This window comes from Devosia aurantiaca (genome assembly GCF_011058215.1).
Classification (GTDB): Bacteria; Pseudomonadota; Alphaproteobacteria; order Rhizobiales; family Devosiaceae; genus Devosia; species Devosia aurantiaca.
In genome coordinates, this window is record NZ_JAALFG010000001.1 from 1301751 (window position 1) to 1320623 (window position 18873).

Consider the following 18873-nt stretch of genomic DNA (forward strand, 5'->3'; position numbering starts at 1 on the left):
ACATGTCCATGCATATCGAGCCCGATCTCGTTTCGCCCGAAAAAATGCTTCTCGCCTACGCCACCGCCGCTGCTGCCGGTGCCATGGCCGTCAAATTTGCCGTCGACACCGTGCGCACTCGCGGCGCCCTGTCGCTGCTTGCCCGCACCGCGATCGCCACGGCCGCAGTCTTCGTTTTCTTCGAAGTCTTCCCCCATTATGCCGTGGGTGTCAGCGAGGTTCACCTGATCCTGGGTTCGACCCTGCTGCTGCTGTTCGGGGCCGCCCCGGCCGCCTTTGGTCTCGCGCTTGGCCTCCTGGTGCAGGGCCTCTTCTTCGCGCCCTTCGACCTCCCGCAATATTTTGCCAATGTCACGACGCTGGTCGCCCCGCTCGTCGCAATCAAATTCGTGGCCGACCGGATCATCCGCCCGGATACCGCCTATGTCGACCTGCGCTACGGCCAGGCGCTCGCGCTCTCTGCCACCTATCAGGGCGGCGTCGTGCTTTGGGTCGCGTTCTGGGCGCTCTATGGCCAGGGTTTCGGTGCCGAAAACCTTTCGGCGGTTGCCAGCTTCGGTGGCGCCTACATGCTGGTCGTGCTGCTTGAGCCGCTGGTCGATCTTCTTGTCCTCGCCGGCGCCAAGCTGGTGCGTGGCCTGGGCAAGACCGGCCTCGTCACCTCGCGCCTTTATGCCTGATCATACCCCGGCGCCTTCGGGCGCCGGGCTCAAGGATTTGCCATGACCAAGATACCCACCACCGTCATCACCGGCTTCCTCGGCGCCGGCAAGACGACGCTTGTCCGCCATCTCCTCGCCCATGCCCCTAAGGGCAAGCGCATCGCGCTGATCATCAACGAGTTTGGTGATCTGGGCGTCGACAAGGACATTCTCGCCGGTTGCGGCGACGAAACCTGTCGCGAAGAGGACATGGTCGAACTCTCCAATGGCTGCATCTGCTGCACCGTGGCCGACGAATTCATCCCCACCATGCAGGCCCTGCTCGCCCGCGAGGAAAAATTCGATCACATCGTCATCGAAACCTCTGGCCTTGCTCTGCCGCAGCCCCTGATCCGCGCCTTCAACTGGCCCGAGATCAAGGCGCAGGTCACCATCGATGGCGTCGTCACCGTCGCCGATGCTGCCGCGCTGGCCGAAGGCCGTTTCGCCTCCGATGAAGCCGCCGTCGACGCGCAGCGCCGCCAGGACGAAATGCTCGACCACGAAACTCCGCTCGGCGAGCTTTTCGAAGATCAGCTCTCCGCCGCCGACATGATCATCCTCAACAAGACCGATCTCGTCGATGCCCCCATGCTCGAAAAAGTCGAGCAGAACATCCGCGCCGAACTGCGCCCCGGCGTCGGCATCGTCCGTGCCGCCAATGGTCATGTCGATATCGCTGCGCTCTTGGGCATGGGCATCGGCTCGGAGGCCGATATCGCCAACCGCCCGAGCCACCACGAACTCGAACACGGCGGCGAAACCCACGAGCACGACGATTTCGATAGCTTTTCGCTGAAACTCGCCTCGGTGCAAGACAAGGACCACCTGCTCGCCACCATCGAAAAAACCATCCGCAACCACGACGTGCTCCGCCTCAAAGGCTTCGCCGCCATCCCCGGCGCCCAAGCCCGCCTCGCCATCCAGGCCGTCGGTCCCCGCGTCACCGCCTATTTCGACCGCCCCTGGAAAGCCGGCGAACCTCGTGAAACCGCGCTCGTCGTCATCGGCGAAAGCCCGCTGGATCGCTATGCCATTACCCAAAGCCTTGAGGCGGCAGCCTAGCGTGCCAATCTACCCACAAACGCGATCCTGCTCCTCCCCCTCCTCAAGGGGAGGCTGGGTGGGGGTCTTTCGGGGAATGCGGAGCGGCAGTCCTGATGCACCTCCTATCCGCCCAGGCCGCCACCATCCAGCAGGAAGGCGAGGCCATAGACCTCGCCCAAACCCCCGGCGCCTTCATCTTCGCCTCTTCCGCCGACAGCGAACTCGCCACCTTGGCCGCTGCCGCCGATCGCTCCGGCGAAACCGAGCTGCGCCTCGCCAATACGCTGCGCCTCTCCAACAACTTGTCCGTCGATATGTGGCTGGACCAAACCGTCCGCCATGCCCGCCTCGTCTGCCTCCGCCTCATCGGCGGCGCGGCCTATTGGCAATATGGCGTCGACGAACTCACCGCCCTTTGTGCCAACGGGCGCATCCCCCTCATTCTCCTCCCTGGCGACAGCAACCCCGACCCCATCCTCCAACCCCGCTCCACCATCCACCCCGACGACTGGACCCGCCTCCACCGTCTCTTCATCCAGGGCGGCCCCCAAAACGCCAACGCGATCCTCCAAGCGTTCCATCGACTTGCCGCCTCTTCACCTCCCCTCCGGGGAGAGGTCGGCTGCGCAGCAGCCGGGTGAGGGGGCCTTGCTAGATGTCTCCGAGCCTCGCCACTTCCCCCGCTTCGGCCTCTGGCACCCCAAGACCGGCCTTACCCAAGGCGCAGCGTTTGAAAGTAGCCCTCATGGTGAGGTGCGAAGCGCAAGCGAAGCCTCGAACCACGGGGGCGTGCCCCCAACATCCCCATCCTCTTCTACCGCGCCGCCCTCGAAGGCGCCGGCACCGCTACGCTCGAAGCCCTGATCGCCGAACTTGAATCCCGCGACCTCAACCCCGTCCCCATCGTCGTCTCCTCCCTAAAAGACGCCGACAACGTTCGCTTCGTCCAAGCCACCCTCGCCCAGTTTCCCCCTCAGCCATCCTCAACCTCACCGCCTTCGCCCTCGGCATCGCCGACCTCCCGCCAGCGCAAAACCCCTTCGCCCACACCGATGTCCCTGTGATCCAGCTGATCCAGTCCGGCCGATCCGAAGTACAATGGGCGGGCGACCCGCAAGGCCTCTCCGCGAAGGATATGGCCATGTATCTCGTCATGCCCGAACTCGACGGCCGCCTCGCCGGACTCCTCGTCGGTCACAAAGCCGATGCGGTCTGGCACCAACGCTGCCAGGTCCCCTGACCGCCTACACGCCGGACCACGGCGGCATAAGCCGCGCCGTCGACCTCGCCCAAAACTGGACTCGCCTCCGCCACACGCCCCGCGCCGACCGAAAAATCGCGATCATCCTCGCCAACTACCCCATCCGCGACGGCCGACTTGCCAACGGCGTCGGCTACGACGCCCCCGAGTCTACGGTCAGGATGCTGATGGAACTGGAAAAGGCGGGATATTCGCTTTCACCTCGCCCCTCCGGGGAGAGGTCGGCTGCGCAGCAGCCGGGTGAGGGGGCCTACCCGAGAACCTCTGCAGAACTCATTACCCTCCTCACCTCCGGTCCCACCAACGCCCATCCCCAGCGCGGGACCTCGGCCGCCGTCCTGTCGCTAACCCGATACGCCGAGCTTCTCGACACTCTCCCCGAAGCCATCCGCGCCGCCGTCACCGCCCGCTGGGGCGACCCCGCTAACGACCCCTTCGTCCGCGCCGACGCCTTCCACCTTCCAGCCCACCGTTTCGGCAATGTCGTCCTGCTGCTCCAGCCTGCCCGCGGCTATCAGCTTGACGAAACCGCCAGCCACCACGACCCGGCCCTCGTCCCGCCCCACGCCTATATCGCCGCCTACCTCTGGCTCCGTCACGGATGGGGCGCTCACGCCATGGTCCACAACGGCAAGCACGGTACGCTGGAATGGCTGCCGGGCAAGTCCGCGGCGCTCGATGCCGATTGCTATCCCGATGCGCTCTGGGGGCAACTGCCGCACCTCTATCCCTTCATCGTCAACGATCCGGGCGAGGGCACGCAGGCCAAACGCCGAACCGGCGCCGTGATCATCGATCACTTGGTTCCACCGCTCACCCGAGCCGAGACTTATGGGCCGCTCAAGGATCTCGAAGCACTGCTCGACGAATATTACGCTGCCTCCGGCATGGATCGCCGCCGCCTGGCCGATCTCAAGCGCCGCATTCTCGATTTCACCCGCGACAGCCGCCTCGATCGGGACATCGGCCTGCCCGAAGATGAAACCGCGGCGCTGATCAAGATCGACAATTTCCTCTGCGACCTCAAGGAAGCCCAGATCCGCGACGGGCTCCACGTCTTCGGCACCTCGCCCCAAGGCGACATGGCGCGCGACCTGGCTGTTGCCCTTGCCCGCGTCCCGCGCGGCGAGGCGCCGGGTGAAAATTCGATCATCCGCGCCCTGGCGGATGATCTCAAGCTCGGCTTCGACCCGCTGACCGCAACCCTCAGCGATCCCTGGACCGGCCCCGACGTCTTTCACGCGCTGCCCGGCCAAAGTGCTAACCCTCCGTTAGCACATCGGCACTTGGGTGACATTGTGGAGCGACTGGAGGCGACCGCCGCAGCACTGGTGAGCGGAGAAATGACACTTCCGCAGCCTTGGACAGCGACTGCCGCGGTCCTCGACACGATCCGCACCATCATCGAGCCCCGCCTCGCCGCCTCCGGTCCAGCGGAAATGGCCGCATTCCTTGATGCCTTGGACGGCAAATTCGTGTCGCCCGGACCCTCCGGCGCCCCCTCCCGCGGCCGTCTTGACGTCCTCCCCACCGGCCGCAATTTCTACTCCGTCGATAATCGCGCCGTCCCGACGCCGAGCGCCTGGGAACTCGGCCGAAAATCGGCCGAAAACCTGTTCATCCGGCACCTCCAGGACCATGGCCACTACCTCCAATCGGTCGCCCTTTCCGTCTGGGGCACCGCCAACATGCGCACCGGCGGCGACGATATCGCCCAGGCGATGGCCCTGATCGGGGCCCGTCCAACCTGGGACCCAGGCTCACTAAGACTCTCTGGTTACGAAATAATTCCGCTCGCCAAACTCGGTCGCCCCCGGGTCGACGTGACCCTTCGCATCTCCGGCTTCTTCCGCGACGCCTTCCCTGCCCAGATCACTCTCTTCGACCGGGCCATCCGTGCCGTTGGCGCCTTGGATGAACCCGAAGACGACAACCCCATCGCCGCCCGCATGCGGTCTGAAGCACTGGGTTTGATGGCTGCCGGCAAAACGGAAACCGAAGCATCGCTTGAGGCTGGTGCCCGGATTTTCGGTTCAAAGCCAACGGCTTATGGCGCTGGGCTGGCGCAGTTGATCGACAATGGGCGCTGGGAAAGCAAGGCTGATCTTGCCGAGCAATTCCTCGCCTGGGGCCAGTATGCCTATGGGGCCAAGGCGCATGGCACCCCGCTTGGTGATCGCTTCCGCGCGCGGCTTGGGCAGATCGATGCGGTGGTGCACAACCAGGACAATCGCGAGCACGATTTGCTGGATTCTGACAATTATTATCAGTTCGAAGGCGGGCTTTCAGTCGCTGCCGAGACCGCCTCCGGCACTAAGCCTGCGGCCTATCACAACGATCATTCCCGTCCCGATAACCCACGAATTCAAACGCTCGAACAAGAGATTAGCCACGTCATGCGCTCGCGCGTGGTGAACCCGAAATGGCTCGCCGGCGTCATGCGTCACGGCTATCGGGGGCGTTTGAGATTATTGCGACCGTTGACTTCATGTTCGCTTTCGCGGCCACCACCGGTGCCGTGAAAACCCATCATTTCGACCTCGCTTTTGAAGCCTTCATCGAAGACGAAACGGTTAGAAACTTCATTCTTGCCAATAACTTAGCCGGTTACGACGAACTGCTGGCCAAGTTCGATGAGGCGCGCAAGCGTGGCCTTTGGTCGCCTCGGTCGAATTCTGTTTATGACCTCCTGGACCCCTTTGATGAACGATAAACAACAAAAAAGACGGACCTCATGAGCGAGGCCGAGCGCGATGCCTATCACGCCGAAAAGATGCGCAAGAAAAAGGTGGCGCGCGACAATCCTCTCGACCAAGACGGAGGAGAAGGGACTGCTCGTCGTCCACACCGGCAAGGGCAAGGGCAAGTCGACCGCGGCGTTCGGAATGGTGTTCCGTGCTTTGGGCAACGGCATGCGCGTCGGGGTCGTGCAGTTCGTCAAGGGCGTCTGGAACACCGGCGAGCGCACAGTGCTCGACAAGTTTCCCGACCAAGTCACCATCAATGCCATGGGCGAGGGTTTTACCTGGGACGTCGCCGACCGGCAGCGCGATCTGGCTGCGGCGCGAAAAGCCTGGGACCAGGCCAAGGCGCTGATTGCCGCTCCGAGCTACGACATGGTGTTGTTGGACGAACTCAACATCTGCCTGCGCTACGACTACCTGCCAATCGAGGAAGTGGTCGAGACCCTCCGGAACAAGCCGCACGACAAGCATGTTATCGTCACCGGTCGCAATGCCAAGGACGAGCTGATCGAGATTGCCGATCTGGTGACGGAGATGACCGAGATCAAGCACCATTTCCGCGCCGGTGTGAAGGCGCAGAAGGGTATCGAATTCTAGCTAAAGCACCACGATGCCGGAATGCTTGGCCTTGTTTTCCGGCTCGACATGGATGGTGATCTGCGCGTCTTCCACCGCCTGGCGCAACTTGCCTTCGATCTGGTCGCAAATGGTGTGCGCAAGCTCGACGCTCATGGCGCCGGGCACGACGAGATGGAAATCTATAAAGGTCAGCTTGCCGGCCGTGCGCGTGCGGATGTCATGGGCCTCGATGGCGCCATCGGCATTGGCGGCGATGACCTCACGAATGGTCTTTTGCGTGTCGGGCGGCACCGCCACATCCATCAAACCACCGACGCTGTCGCGGATCACGCCCCAGCCGGACCAAAGAATGTTGAGCGCCACCAAGGCGGCCAGAACCGCGTCGAGCTGGGCTATGCCGGTGGCGTAGACCAGGACCAGGCCGACCAGCACGCCGATGGTGGAAATCACATCGGTCAGCAAATGCTTGCCATCGGCTTCGAGCGCCGGCGAACGTGCCTTGCGACCCTCACGGATCAGGACCAGTGCCCAGACCACGTTGATGGCAGTAGCGCCCATGCTGATCAAAAGGCCCGGAAACGCAGCTTCGGGCAATTCGGGATTAAGAAAGCCGAGCACGGCTTCGCGCAGGATGAGGATGGCGGCAACGATGATCATGACGCCGACGACGACAGCGGAAAAATACTCGGCCTTGTGGTACCCATAGGGCAGGGCGGCGTCGGCCGGGCGCTGCGCCAAGCGCACGGCGACCAGCGCCACGATCGCCGTCACCACGTTGACGATGGATTCGAGTGCGTCCGAATAAAGCGCGACCGATCCCGTCAGCCACCAGGCCCAGGTCTTGAGACCCAGCACCAGAAGGCCGATAGCCAAGCTCGCCGTTGCGATCGCAACGGTTTTTTCGGTCGTGGTCATAGGGGCCTCCGGGGAACGAGCTCTGCCATAGCCCCGTCCTTTGCGGCCTACAACCCCTTGTATTTGCAAACGATTTTCAGAAGCATTCCGAGTTGGTGCGAGCCTGGTGCAAGCCATTGATTGACCACGTGCTTTGCCGCGCATAGAACGAAAGAGAGCACAGCGTTCCCGCGAGGAACTGAAACAGAGCTCGGTGCGGTCGACCCAGGCGGGGACCAGATCCGGGGCTGAGCGAGGCAGAATGAGCGATGTCTTTCCCGGTCTGAGATGGCCGGTTCACACGGCCGACATTGTCGTGGGGCTCGGGGTCCGGGCGCAGGCGACAACGGACGACGTTTTGGCACTGATCGACGCTGTGTTGGCAGAGCAGAACCTCCACCGTAATCAGATCGCTGCCTGCATGACCCTTCGCCGCAAGTGTACGCATCCGGCCTTGATCGAGGCGGCCAAGCGGCTTGGCGTGCCGCTGATGGGCGTCGAGGAGGACGAACTTGCTCACGCAGTGCCGACGCCTTCGGCGATCGTGCTCAAGCATATTGCCCTGCCTTCGGTGGCCGAGGCGGCCGCGCTGACGGCCGGGCCGCTGATCGCGGAAAAACGAAGCTCGGCGAATGTCACCTGTGCGCTCTCGCGTCAGTTGCCGATGGCGGCGAGGGCTGCCTCGACGCTGTCCACTTCGCGTGCCGGTCCGTAGATCGGTCGCGCCAGCATGAACACCTTGACGCCCAACTGCCGCGCGGCTTCGAGCTTTGCCGACGTCTGCCCTCCGCCCGAATTCTTGCTGATGAGATGCGAAATTTCGTGACGCCGCATCAGCGCCAATTCACTCGCCAACGTATAGGGCGGCCGCATCTGCAAAAGCTCGGCGTGTCGCGGCAGTTCCAAGTCCGGCGCCTCGATCAGCCGCACGAAGAACTGGCAGTCATAGCGTTCGAGATAGGTGGAAAGCCCGGCATGGCCGGTGGTCAGCAGCACGCGCGCGTCGCTGGGCAAGGCGTCGGCTGCAGCTTGCGCAGAATCGAGAATGGTCCAATCCTCTCCGCCTCCGGGCGTCCACGGTGGTCGCATGAGCCGGATCAGCGTTATGCCGCTTATCTCGGCCGCGGCAACGGCATTGACCGAGATGAGGCCGGCATAGGGATGGGTTGCATCCACCAGAAGCTCGATATGGGCGGCGCGCAGGTAAGCGCTGAGCCCCGGCACGCCGCCAAATCCGCCCATGCGGATGCCGCCCTTGGGCAGGATCGGATCCTGCGTGCGGCCGGCGAGCGAGGTGATCACCTCATGGCCCGCTTGCATCAGCTGGTTGGCCAACTGCCGCGCTTCCGCCGTGCCACCCAGGATCAAGATTTTCATCGCGCGACCTCCGGGGCCGACTGTGCCCGCGACCTCCTTGCGGCTCAAGGGGGCACGACGCGATGAATGTCGTCGCACCCAAGGGTCTCGTCATTGCCGCCCCGCGGTCGGGCTCCGGGAAGACCCTCGTTACGCTCGGCCTGCTCGCTGCCTTGCGCCGCCGAGGCCAGGTCGTTTCCCCGGCCAAAACGGGACCCGACTACATCGACCCTGCCTTTCTTGGCGAGGCCGCCGGGCGCGAGGCGATCAATCTCGATCCCTGGGCAATGCGACCGGAGCAGCTTCGCGCGCTTGCCGCGCAACAGGCAACGGGGGCAGACCTACTGCTGGTGGAAGGGGTGATGGGCCTTTTCGACGCTAGTGCCGATGGCCAGGGCTCGACCGCCGATCTTGCCGAAGCGCTCGGGCTGCCGGTGATCTTCGTTGTCGATGCCGATCGCCAGTCCCAGTCGGTGGCGCCGCTCGTGTCCGGCTTTGCGCGCTGGCGCCCGGCCGTCCGCATTGCCGGGCTCATTCTCAACCGCGTCGCTACCGTCCGGCACGAACGCATGCTGACGACGGCGCTCAAGGCCACCGGCATTCCCTTGCTTGGCGCCATACCGCGCCGCGCTGAACTTGTGGTTCCGGAGCGCCACCTCGGTCTTGTACTTCCCGGCGACCTTGCCGGGTTCGACACCTTTCTCGATCTGGCCGCGGAAACCATCGGCGACTTCATCGGCCTCGATGCCCTGCAAAGCCTTGCTGCACCGATCCCACAAGCGGAGCTACCGACGAGCTTGCCGCCGCTGGGCCAGCACATCGCCATCGCGCAGGATGCGGCCTTTGCTTTCCTTTATCCGCACTTGCTTGACGGCTGGCGCGCACAAGGCGCCACGCTTTTTTTCGCCGCTCGCCGGTGAGGCGCCATCACCGGACGCTGACGCCGTTTTCCTGCCCGGCGGCTATCCGGAATTGCACGGTGCGCAGCTCGCTGCTGCCCACAATTTCCATACCGGCCTGCGCAAGGCCCGCGACCGCGATGCGCTGATTTATGGCGAGTGCGGGGGCTTCATGGTTCTGGGCGAAGCGCTGGTCGACAAGACGGGCGCGAGTTACGCCATGTCCGGCCTCCTGCCCACCGTCACCCGCATCGACCGGCCCAAGCGCGTGCTCGGCTATCGGCGCCTGCTGCATGAGAGCGCCTTGCCCTGGCCCGCGGGTTTGAACGGGCACGAATTCCACTATTCGTCGGCGAAGCAGTCCGGCTTGCCGCCGCTGTTCGAAGCGCTCGATGCCGAAGCCATTCGCCAGTTGCCGATGGGCGCCCAGCTTGGCCGCGTCATGGGCTCTTACGCCCACGTCATTGCTTCAGCATAAAGCGGCCATGACCAAAGCTCTCATGTTCATGGGCACCGGCTCCGATGTCGGCAAATCGCTGATCGTCGCCGGTCTCTGCCGGGCGCTGGCAAATCGTGGCCTCAGCGTCGCGCCGTTCAAGCCGCAAAACATGAGCAACAACGCTGCCGTGACCAACGATGGCGGCGAGATCGGCCGCGCCCAGGCGCTGCAGGCGCGGGCGGCCCGACGCCCGCCAATCACCGCCATGAACCCGGTTCTGTTGAAGCCCGAAGACGAGACCGGCTCGCAGGTCGTGGTGCGCGGCCAGCGCCGGACCAGCCTATCGGCCCGGCAATATTGGTCCGACCGCGTGCAATTGCTGCCCGAAGTGTTGGATGCATTTGGCGAACTGGCTGCCACTGCCGACATCATCCTCGTCGAAGGCGCCGGTAGCGCCTCGGAGGTCAATTTGCGTCGGGGCGACATCGCCAATTTTGGCTTTGCGCAAGCCGCACAAGTGCCCGTCGTGCTGATCGCCGACATTCACCGCGGCGGCGTCATCGCCTCGATCGTCGGCACGCTGGCCGTGGTCGATCCAGCCGATGCGTCTCTTGTCCGCGCCAGCCTCATCAACAAGTTCTTCGGCGATCCGGCACTGTTTGAAAGCGGCAAGGCTTTCCTCGCCGAACGTACCGGACTGCCGTGCCTTGGTCCGGTGCCGCACTTTGCCGACGCTTGTCGGCTGCCCGCCGAGGACGCCCTGGCGCTGGAAGCGTATTCGTCCGGGCAGGGGAGCTTCCACATCGTCGTGCCGCGCCTGCCGCGCATCGCCAATTTCGACGATCTCGATCCGCTGCGCACCGAGCCCGGTGTTGCCGTGACACTGGTGCAGCCCGGCACGCCGCTGCCGCGCGACGCCGATCTGGTGCTGTTGCCGGGCTCCAAATCCACCCGCGCCGACCTCCAAGCCTTGCGCCAGAATGGTTGGGATATCGACATTGCCGCCCACCATCGTGCCGGCGGGCTCGTGCTCGGCGTCTGCGGCGGCTATCAGATGCTGGGCAAAACTATCGCCGATCCCAATGGCATCGAGGGCGCGCCTGGGACCTCGGAGGGTCTAGGACTGCTTGATGTGGATACGGTATTGGCGCCGACCAAGCAGTTGCGGCTCGAGCGTGGCATTCACCTCGGCACAGGGCAGGAGTTGTCGGGCTATCACATGCATATGGGCGTCACCTCCGGGGCGGGACGCGCGCGTCCGTTCGCGCGGATCGGCGATGAGCCCGAGGGCGCTGTCAGCGGCGACGGAATTGTGATGGGCACTTATCTGCATGGCCTTTTTGCCGCCGATGGATTTCGCCGGGCCTTCCTCGGCAATGCCGCGAGCCGGACCTCAGCTATGAGTCAGGGATCGAAACGACGCTCGACGCCTTGGCAGCGCATCTTGAACGGCACCTCGACATCGATGGACTGCTTGCTCTGGCCGCGGAGATCTAGATGGATGTGCTGATTGCGCCGCTGGCGCTGCTTGCGGAACGCCGCATCGGCTATCCCGAGCGCCTTACCGCCAGCATCGGCCATCCGGTCATGTGGTTCGGCGCGCTGATCGACTTTTTCGAAAAGCGGCTCAATATCGAGACTCGCAGCCCCGCCCAGCGCAAGCTTGCGGGCGTGGTCGCGCTGGCCCTGGTGCTGCTGGCCGTGCTGATCGTCAGCGTTGGCATCCGCACCGTGCTCTCTTGGCTGCCCTTTGGCTGGGTCGTGGAAATGCTGCTAGCCACAAGCCTTTTGGCGCAAAAGGAACTTGGGCGGGCCGTGGGCGCGGTGGCACAAGCCATGCGCCAGTCGCTTGCCGCCGGCCGCGAGGCTGTGAGCCATATCGTCGGCCGCGATCCGGAAGTTCTGGACGAGGCGGGGGTCGCGCGGGCCGCCTTGGAGACGTTGGCCGAATCGACCTCCGACGGGGTCGTCGCGCCCTGGTTCTTTCTGGTCCTCTTTGGCCTGCCCGGCATCGCGCTCTACAAGGCTGTCAACACAGCAGATTCCATGATTGGGCATCTTAACGCGCGCTATCGCGATTATGGCTGGGCCGCCGCCAGGCTCGACGACGTGCTGAACTGGATCCCGGCGCGGCTGACAGTGGTGCTGATCACCGCCGCCTGCTTTTTGACGCCGGACGCCAGTCCCTCATCCGCCTGGGCCACAGCGCGGAGAGATGCGCGCAAGCATGACTCACCCAATGCCGGCTGGCCCGAGGCGGCTTTCGCGGGCGCACTGGGCTTCAAGCTGGGCGGCCCGCGGGCCTATGATGGCGAAGTGGTCGATCTTCCAGCGTTTGGTGCGGGGAGGGCGGAGCTCAATGCTGCCGATATCGAGCGCGCATTGGGTTTGTATCGCCAGACGCTGAATGTGCTCCTGGCGCTGAGCACCTTTGTCGCCGTGATCGTGCTCGTCAGCTGACCGGCTGCTCGCCCTTCATCGTCAAGGCCAAGCCGGCAGCGATGAAATAAACGTCGTCGCACACCGCTGCGACGCGCTGGTGGGTCGAGCCGGCCAGATCGCGAAAAGTGCGGGCCATGGCATTGTCGGGCACGATGCCGAGGCCGACCTCGTTGCTGACCAGCACCACCTTGGCCTGCCGGAACTCCACCAATGTCGCGCAAAGCTCGCTCACGGCGGTAGAGATGTCTTCGTTGGCCATGAGGAGGTTGGTGAGCCAGAGCGTCAGGCAATCGACCAGGATGACGTCATGCTCCTGCCCCGCCTTGATGATGGCGTGCGAAAGTTCGATCGGTTCCTCGATGGTCGCAAAGCGTGCGCCTCGGCCGGACTTATGGCTCGCGATGCGATCGGCCATTTCCGCGTCCAAAACCGTGGCGGTGGCGAGATAGGCGGGACGGGAGCCGGAATGGAGCGCCAGCCGCTCGGCGAAGGCGGTTTTCCCCGATCGGGCACCGCCCAGAACCAGACAATGTCTCGTCATCATCGGTCTCCTCTTTGCCCCAAGCAGACATGGCATGCATGGCGATCTCTTGGCAGGCGCAAAAACTCGTGCATGCTACTTTCGTCTTAGCGGCTTTCGCATTATGGTCCGCGCCGAAATCACCCCCTAGTGTGGGCACCGCAGAGTGCCGGCTCCGGCCCGCTCTGCTTTCCCGCAAAAACCTCGGAGAATGCTTTCGTGCCGCGATATTACCTGGGCGTCGATGGTGGCGGCACCAATTGCCGGGTTCGGCTCGCAGACGAGAATCTGCAAACGCTGGCCGAAGTCAAGAACGGCCGCTCCAACCTGCAGATCGACGCCGGCGAACCCGCCTACGAAGCGATCTCCGACGGTACGCGCGATGTCTTCGCCTCGGCCGGCGTCGATTATGCTGAAACCGCTAACACCTATGCTTGCTTCGGCATGGCCGGCGGCCGCATGGACACGGCACGCGCCAGTTTCGCCGCGCGTCCCTGGCCCTTCGCTGGCGTAAAAGTCTACGACGATATCGACATCGCCCACGCCGGCGCGCTGGGCGGTGGCGAAGGTGGCGTCGTCATCATCGGCACCGGTTCGGCCGCCATGTCGATTGTTGGAGGCACCCGATACCAGGCCGGCGGCTGGGGTTTTCACATTGGCGACCAGATGTCGGGCGCCATTCTCGGCCGTGAACTGGTCCGCTATTCGGTCGAGGCAGCAGATGGCCTCGTCGAGGCTTCGCCGCTGACCGAAGCGGTTGTGGCGGCGCTTGGCGGCGACAACCAGGCGGTGATGACCTGGTCCTTTGCCACTGCCATGGACCTCACGATTTTGAGCCGCGACGGCAGCGAAGGCTGCGACGACGCACTGATCGGCCGGGCTCCGGGCGAATTCGGCAAGCTCATGCCGCTCTGGTTCGACTATCTCGAACAGGGCGATCCGGTCGCCGAAAAACTGCTCGAGATCCAGATGAGCTATATCGACACCTATGTGCGCTGGTTCAAAGGCCACGGCGCCGAGGTCATGGCCATCGTCGGCGGCCTCGGCCAGCGCCTCTTCCCGCGACTTCAGAACCGCTATGGCCAGTTCGTCGCCCTGCCGCAATTCGAACCCCTGCATGGCGCGGTGATCCTCGCCCGGCAGAACTTCGCCTCGAACTAGGGACTTATCTCTTGTCCAGCCGTATCATTCCCGTCCAGCCTTTCGACTATGTGGTATTTGGTGCCACCGGTGACCTGACCAAGCGCAAGCTCATCCCGGCGCTTTACCACCGCTTCAAGGACGGCCAGTTCGACGAGCAGAGCCGCATTATTGGCGCTTCCCGCTCCAAGCTCAGCGAAGCCGAGTTCCAGACGCTGGTGCGCGAAGCGCTGACCCAGTTTGTCGAAAAAGACTATCAGGACGCTAATATCATCGACCGCTTCGTCGGCATCTGCACCTATGTGCCGGTGGATGCCTCCAAGCCCGAGGACTCCGGCGATCTCGGCGCTGCCCTGCGTGACGACGCCAAGATCATCCGCGCCTTTTATCTCGCCGTCGCGCCCGACCTTTTCGAGCCCATCGCCGAATACCTGGCCGCCAACAATCTTTATCGCCGCGATGCGCGCGTCGTTATCGAGAAGCCGCTCGGCCACGACCTCCTGTCCTCGATGGAGATCAATGACGGCGTCGCCAAGATCTTCCAGGAAGATCAGGTTTATCGCATCGATCATTACCTCGGCAAAGAAACGGTTCAGAACCTCCTGGCGCTTCGGTTTGCCAATACGCTGTTCGAGCCGGTCTGGAACTCGGCCCATATCGACCACGTGCAGCTTACCGTGGCCGAAAGCGTCGGCGCCGGCACGCGCGGCTATTACGACGAAAGCGGTGCCCTCCGCGACATGATCCAGAACCACATGCTGCAGCTGCTCTGCCTTGTGGCCATGGAGCCGCCCGCGTCCGACGACGCCAATGCCCTGCGCGACGAAAAGCTCAAGGTTTTGCGCGCGCTGCGCCCGATCACCAATGGCGACGTGGTCGGCAAGACGGTGCGCGGCCAGTATCGCGGCGTCAAAGCCGAAACCGCATCGGTCGCCAGTTACCAGGACGAATTGCCCGACGACAAGAAGGGCAGCCGCACCGAGACTTTTGTGGCCATGAAGGCCGAAATCGAGAACTGGCGCTGGTCCGGCGTGCCGTTTTACCTGCGAACCGGAAAGCGCATGGCCGAGCGCGTCTCGGAAATCTGCATCCAGTTCAAGCCCATTCCGCACTCGATCTTCGACCATGCCGAAGGCGCGCCCAAGCCCAACAAGCTGATCATTCGCCTGCAGCCCGACGAGGGCGTCAAGCTCATGATGATGATCAAGGATCCGGGCCCGGGCGGCATGCGTCTGCGCGAAGTGCCGCTGAACCTCAGCTTTGCCGAAACCTTCTCCGAGCGGACCCCGGAAGCCTATGAACGCCTGTTGATGGACGTGATCCGCGGCAGCCAGACGCTGTTCATGCGCCGCGACGAGCTCGAAGCCGCCTGGCGCTGGGTCGATCCGATCCGCGAGGCCTGGGACCGCTCGACCGAAGCGCCGCAGACCTATACCGCCGGTACCTGGGGCCCGAGCGGCGCCGTGGCGCTGATCGAACGCGACGGCCGCACCTGGTACGAGGGCGACCTCTGATGAGCATCGACCGGCGCAGCTTTGCCGAAAAGGCTACCCTCGCCAAGGAACTGGCAGAGTCCGTGGCCGACCGCATCCGCGCGGCGATCGCCGAGCGCGGCACTGCCGCCATCGCGGTGAGCGGTGGTTCGACGCCGGGCAAATTCTTCAATGCCCTGGGCAAGACCAAGGACATCGAATGGGACAAGGTCATCGTGACCCTTGTCGATGAGCGCTGGGTCGACGAAACTTCGGACCGCTCCAACGCGCTTTTGGTCAACGAGAAGATGCTGCAAGGACCCGCGGCTGTCGCCCGCTTCTTCCCGCTTTATTCCGGCGGCGACGAGCCGACCGACGCCGCCGTCGCCAAGACCAATACGCTCATGGCCAGCCTGCCCAAGCCTTTCGCCGCGGTGATCCTCGGCATGGGCAATGACGGCCATACGGCAAGCTTTTTTCCCGGTGGCGACACACTCGACGAGGCGCTAAGCGCCCAGGGCCCGACGCTTGCCATCCGCGCGCCCGGCGCCGGCGAGCCGCGCATCACCTTTACCCTGCCGCGCCTGCTCGAAACCGATGGCCTCTATTTGCACATAGAAGGCGAGGAAAAGGCTGCGGTGCTGGAGCAAGCCCTGGGTGAAGGCCCGGTGGCAGACATGCCGATCCGTGCCGTCTTGCGCTCGGATGCGCCGGTGACAGTTTACTGGTGCCCATGACCCTCCCGGTGCGGTCCCCAATCGACCGCGCCGGCCGCTGACTGGGCACCCAATCGACGCAAGGACTACCGCGCCAGCGGCCCCCTTCTGGCGCGCCTTGCCTTTATGGAGAAGTGACCCATGACCGTCCGTCAGGCCATCCAGGACGTGACCGACCGCATAGCCGCGCGCAGCCGCGACACGCGCCGCGACTACCTCAACCGCCTCGACATCGCCAAGGAGCAGGGCGTTTATCGCGCAGCACTCTCCTGCGGCAACCTCGCCCACGGATTTGCCGCCTGCTCGCCTTCCGAAAAGGCAGCGCTAGCCGGCAACAAGACGCTGAATCTCGGCATCGTCACGAGCTACAACGACATGCTTTCGGCGCATCAGCCCTATCAATTCTATCCCGACATCATCAAGGAAGCGGCGCGCGAGATCGGCGCCACGGCCCAGGTCGCCGGCGGCGTACCGGCCATGTGCGATGGCGTGACGCAAGGCCAGCCCGGCATGGACCTGTCGCTGTTCAGCCGCGACGTCATCGCCATGTCGACCGCCATTGCGCTGTCGCACAACATGTTCGACGCGGCGGTTTACCTCGGCATTTGCGACAAGATCGTGCCCGGCCTCGTCATCGGCGCCCTGGCTTTCGGTCACCTGCCGGCGGTCTTCGTGCCCGCCGGGCCCATGCCCTCGGGCCTGCCCAACGATGAAAAGTCCCGCGTCCGCCAGCTCTATATGGAAGGCAAGGTCGGCCGCGCCGAACTGCTGGAAGCCGAGTCGAAGTCCTATCATTCGGCCGGCACCTGCACGTTCTACGGCACCGCCAATTCCAACCAGATGCTGATGGAAATCATGGGTCTGCATCTCCCCGGCGCCAGCTTCGTCAATCCGGGTACCCCGCTGCGCGACGCACTGACCCGCGAGGCCACCAAGCGCGCATTGTCGCTAACGAGCCTTGGCAACAATTATACCCCGATCGGGCATGTGCTCGACGAAAAGGCCATCGTCAACGGCCTTGTTGGGCTTCACGCCACCGGCGGCTCAACCAATCACACCATGCATATCATCGCCATGGCGGCCGCGGCCGGCATCCAGGTGTGACTGGGGGACGACATGAGCGATCTATCCGACGCAACGCCGCTCCTCGCCCGCGTCTATCCCAATGGCGTTGCCGACGTGAACCACTTCCACGCCGCTGGCGGCATGGGCTTCCTGATCAAGGAGCTGCTCGAAAGCGGGCACCTCCATGAAGACGTCAAGACCGTCTGGGGCGATGGCTTGTCCAACTACACGGTCGAAGCCAAGCTGCTCGACGACAAGCTGAGCTTCGAACAGTCACCCGCAGAGTCGGCGCTGCCCAAGGTCTTGACCTCGACCAAGACCCCGTTCCAGCCGACGGGTGGCCTCAAACTCCTTACCGGCAATCTCGGGCGCTCCGTCATCAAGGTCTCGGCCGTCAAGCCCGAGCACCGCGTGGTCGAAGCGCGCGCCCGCGTCTTCCATGGGCAGGAAGGTCTGCAGGCTGCGTTCAAGGCGGGCGAGCTGACCGGCGACGTCATTGCCGTGGTCCGCTTCTCCGGCCCCAAGGCGCTCGGCATGCCGGAGCTGCATAAGCTCACCCCGGCGCTCGGCGTCCTCCAGGACCGCGGCCACAAGGTGGCTCTCTTGACCGACGGCCGCATGTCCGGCGCATCGGGCAAGGTGCCGGCCGCCATCCACATGACCCCGAAGCGGTCGATGGCGGCCCGATCAGCAAGATCCGCGACGGCGATCTCATCCGCCTCGATGCCAATGAAGGCACGCTGACCTTCCTCGGCGACGAAAAGGAATTCTTCAGCCGCACCCCCGCCACCGAAGACCTCCGCAGCCAACACTTCGGCATGGGCCGCGACCTCTTTGCAGGCTTCAGAAGCCTGGTGGGCGTTGCGGATCGTGGAGCGAGCGTTTTCAACTAGACGGCGTTTGATCTCCCTTCTCCCTTGCGGGAGAAGGCCCGGAGGGAAAATGAGGGGACTTCCCCTCTCTACCGGTTCAAGCGGCCGGCAGGACAATCGGCTCGATGGCCCGCAACGCCTCTGCAGCAGCGGCTTCGGCGATGGTCAAGTCGTAGAGGCCCTGCATGTTGATCCAGAATTCCGGTGTCATGGAAAAGAACCGTCCCAGCCGCAATGCGGTATCCGGTGTGACGCCTGTCTCTTCGCGGACCAGTCGTTCGATACGGGTGCGCGGCACACCAAGACGGGCAGCGAGGGCATAGGAGGTCAGGCCCAACGGCTCCAGAAGTTCCTCGCGCAGATATTCACCCGGATGAACTGGCGGTGTGATCCTGACGGTCATCGATACATCCTCTCAATGAAAATCCACGATCTCGACATCTTCCGCGCGCCCGTCCGCCCATCTGAAACAGATGCGCCATTGGTCGTTTACGCGGATGGAGTGTTGACCTGAGCGGTCGCCGGTTAACGCTTCCAGGCGATTACCCGGCGGAACGCGGAGATCACCCAAAGTAGTGGCCGCAGCTAACGATGCCAGCTTGCGCTGAGCCGATCGAAGGACCTCGCGAGGAAAGCCCTTCGGACACTCTCCCGCCGATACGGCTTGCGCAAATTTGCCTTTGAAAGATGCGATCACGGTCAACCCGCAGGCCATTGGATGATATA

16 protein-coding genes and 5 pseudogenes are annotated in these 18873 nt (G+C 63.9%); 16 read left to right on the top strand and 5 right to left on the bottom strand.

Going from position 1 to position 18873, the window contains the following annotated elements; all coding sequences use genetic code 11:
• The first annotated feature begins 8 nt into the window (after positions 1-8).
• The 7 genes and pseudogenes from G5575_RS06685 to cobO all read left to right on the top strand — a co-directional run bounded on the left by G5575_RS06685 (position 9) and on the right by cobO (position 6350).
• On the top strand, positions 9-680 hold the full coding sequence (locus G5575_RS06685; protein WP_164533578.1) for an energy-coupling factor ABC transporter permease: 672 nt from the start codon (positions 9-11) through the stop codon (positions 678-680).
• Positions 681-722: 42 nt separating this feature from the next.
• Positions 723-1766, top strand: a complete 1044-nt coding sequence (gene cobW, locus G5575_RS06690; RefSeq protein WP_164533579.1) for a cobalamin biosynthesis protein CobW — start codon at positions 723-725, stop codon at positions 1764-1766.
• A gap of 95 nt (positions 1767-1861) precedes the next feature.
• On the top strand, positions 1862-2389 hold the full coding sequence (locus tag G5575_RS20155) for a hypothetical protein (RefSeq protein ID WP_235935642.1): 528 nt from the start codon (positions 1862-1864) through the stop codon (positions 2387-2389).
• A gap of 150 nt (positions 2390-2539) precedes the next feature.
• A pseudogene (locus G5575_RS21015) lies at positions 2540-2812 on the top strand (cobaltochelatase subunit CobN); the annotation flags it as partial.
• Positions 2758-2988: a cobaltochelatase subunit CobN gene (locus G5575_RS22480; protein ID WP_328765914.1), complete on the top strand. Its 231-nt coding sequence runs from the start codon at positions 2758-2760 to the stop codon at positions 2986-2988. The pseudogene G5575_RS21015 and the gene G5575_RS22480, both read left to right, overlap by 55 nt.
• Before the next feature lie 26 nt (positions 2989-3014).
• Positions 3015-5722 (top strand): annotated as a pseudogene (gene cobN, locus G5575_RS06695) (cobaltochelatase subunit CobN).
• A gap of 21 nt (positions 5723-5743) precedes the next feature.
• Positions 5744-6350 (top strand): annotated as a pseudogene (gene cobO / locus G5575_RS06700) (cob(I)yrinic acid a,c-diamide adenosyltransferase).
• Here the strand turns inward: cobO and G5575_RS06705 are convergent.
• Positions 6351-7247 (bottom strand): cation diffusion facilitator family transporter, encoded by an 897-nt coding sequence (locus tag G5575_RS06705; RefSeq protein ID WP_164533580.1) that lies wholly within the window; start codon positions 7245-7247, stop codon positions 6351-6353.
• 241 nt (positions 7248-7488) lie between these two features.
• Here G5575_RS06705 and G5575_RS06710 point away from each other — a divergent pair, with 241 nt between their 5' ends.
• Positions 7489-7941: a cobalamin biosynthesis protein gene (locus G5575_RS06710; RefSeq protein ID WP_164533581.1), complete on the top strand. Its 453-nt coding sequence runs from the start codon at positions 7489-7491 to the stop codon at positions 7939-7941.
• Here G5575_RS06710 and G5575_RS06715 read toward each other — a convergent pair.
• Positions 7881-8603 carry a cobalt-precorrin-6A reductase gene (locus G5575_RS06715; protein WP_164533582.1) on the bottom strand — a complete coding sequence of 241 codons (723 nt, stop codon included), beginning with the start codon at positions 8601-8603 and terminating at the stop codon, positions 7881-7883. The genes G5575_RS06710 and G5575_RS06715 overlap by 61 nt on opposite strands.
• Positions 8604-8665: 62 nt before the next feature.
• On the opposite strand from G5575_RS06715, the gene G5575_RS21600 reads away from it, so the two are divergent.
• From G5575_RS21600 to cbiB, 4 genes and pseudogenes are all read left to right on the top strand, one after another.
• Complete coding sequence (locus G5575_RS21600) at positions 8666-9502, top strand: cobyrinate a,c-diamide synthase (protein ID WP_328765880.1); 837 nt, start codon at positions 8666-8668, stop codon at positions 9500-9502.
• The gene (locus G5575_RS21605) at positions 9450-9959 is read left to right on the top strand and encodes a hypothetical protein (protein WP_328765881.1); all 510 of its coding nucleotides are present in this window, start codon (positions 9450-9452) and stop codon (positions 9957-9959) included. Before G5575_RS21600 ends, G5575_RS21605 begins: the two co-directional genes overlap by 53 nt.
• 7 nt (positions 9960-9966) lie before the next feature.
• Positions 9967-11417, top strand: a pseudogene (locus G5575_RS06725) (cobyric acid synthase).
• Positions 11418-12380 carry an adenosylcobinamide-phosphate synthase CbiB gene (cbiB, locus tag G5575_RS06730; RefSeq protein ID WP_164533583.1) on the top strand — a complete coding sequence of 321 codons (963 nt, stop codon included), beginning with the start codon at positions 11418-11420 and terminating at the stop codon, positions 12378-12380.
• Here cbiB and cobU read toward each other — a convergent pair.
• Positions 12373-12903 carry a bifunctional adenosylcobinamide kinase/adenosylcobinamide-phosphate guanylyltransferase gene (cobU, locus tag G5575_RS06735; RefSeq protein WP_164533584.1) on the bottom strand — a complete coding sequence of 177 codons (531 nt, stop codon included), beginning with the start codon at positions 12901-12903 and terminating at the stop codon, positions 12373-12375. The two genes, cbiB and cobU, sit on opposite strands and share 8 nt — an antisense overlap.
• 198 nt (positions 12904-13101) lie before the next feature.
• Here cobU and G5575_RS06740 point away from each other — a divergent pair, with 198 nt between their 5' ends.
• The 4 genes and pseudogenes from G5575_RS06740 (at position 13102) to edd (ending at position 18168) form a co-directional block, all read left to right on the top strand.
• Complete coding sequence (locus tag G5575_RS06740; RefSeq protein WP_164533585.1) at positions 13102-14043, top strand: BadF/BadG/BcrA/BcrD ATPase family protein; 942 nt, start codon at positions 13102-13104, stop codon at positions 14041-14043.
• Between the two features lie 11 nt (positions 14044-14054).
• Positions 14055-15536 (top strand): glucose-6-phosphate dehydrogenase, encoded by a 1482-nt coding sequence (gene zwf / locus G5575_RS06745; RefSeq protein WP_164533586.1) that lies wholly within the window; start codon positions 14055-14057, stop codon positions 15534-15536.
• The gene (pgl, locus tag G5575_RS06750) at positions 15536-16231 is read left to right on the top strand and encodes a 6-phosphogluconolactonase (RefSeq protein WP_164533587.1); all 696 of its coding nucleotides are present in this window, start codon (positions 15536-15538) and stop codon (positions 16229-16231) included. Before zwf ends, pgl begins: the two co-directional genes overlap by 1 nt.
• A 120-nt stretch (positions 16232-16351) precedes the next feature.
• Positions 16352-18168, top strand: a pseudogene (gene edd / locus G5575_RS06755) (phosphogluconate dehydratase).
• Positions 18169-18244: 76 nt separating this feature from the next.
• Here the strand turns inward: edd and G5575_RS06760 are convergent.
• Both G5575_RS06760 and G5575_RS06765 read right to left on the bottom strand, forming a co-directional pair.
• On the bottom strand, positions 18245-18550 hold the full coding sequence (locus tag G5575_RS06760; RefSeq protein ID WP_164533588.1) for a HigA family addiction module antitoxin: 306 nt from the start codon (positions 18548-18550) through the stop codon (positions 18245-18247).
• Between the two features lie 12 nt (positions 18551-18562).
• The gene (locus tag G5575_RS06765) at positions 18563-18844 is read right to left on the bottom strand and encodes a type II toxin-antitoxin system RelE/ParE family toxin (RefSeq protein ID WP_164533768.1); all 282 of its coding nucleotides are present in this window, start codon (positions 18842-18844) and stop codon (positions 18563-18565) included.
• Positions 18845-18873: the final 29 nt, after the last annotated feature.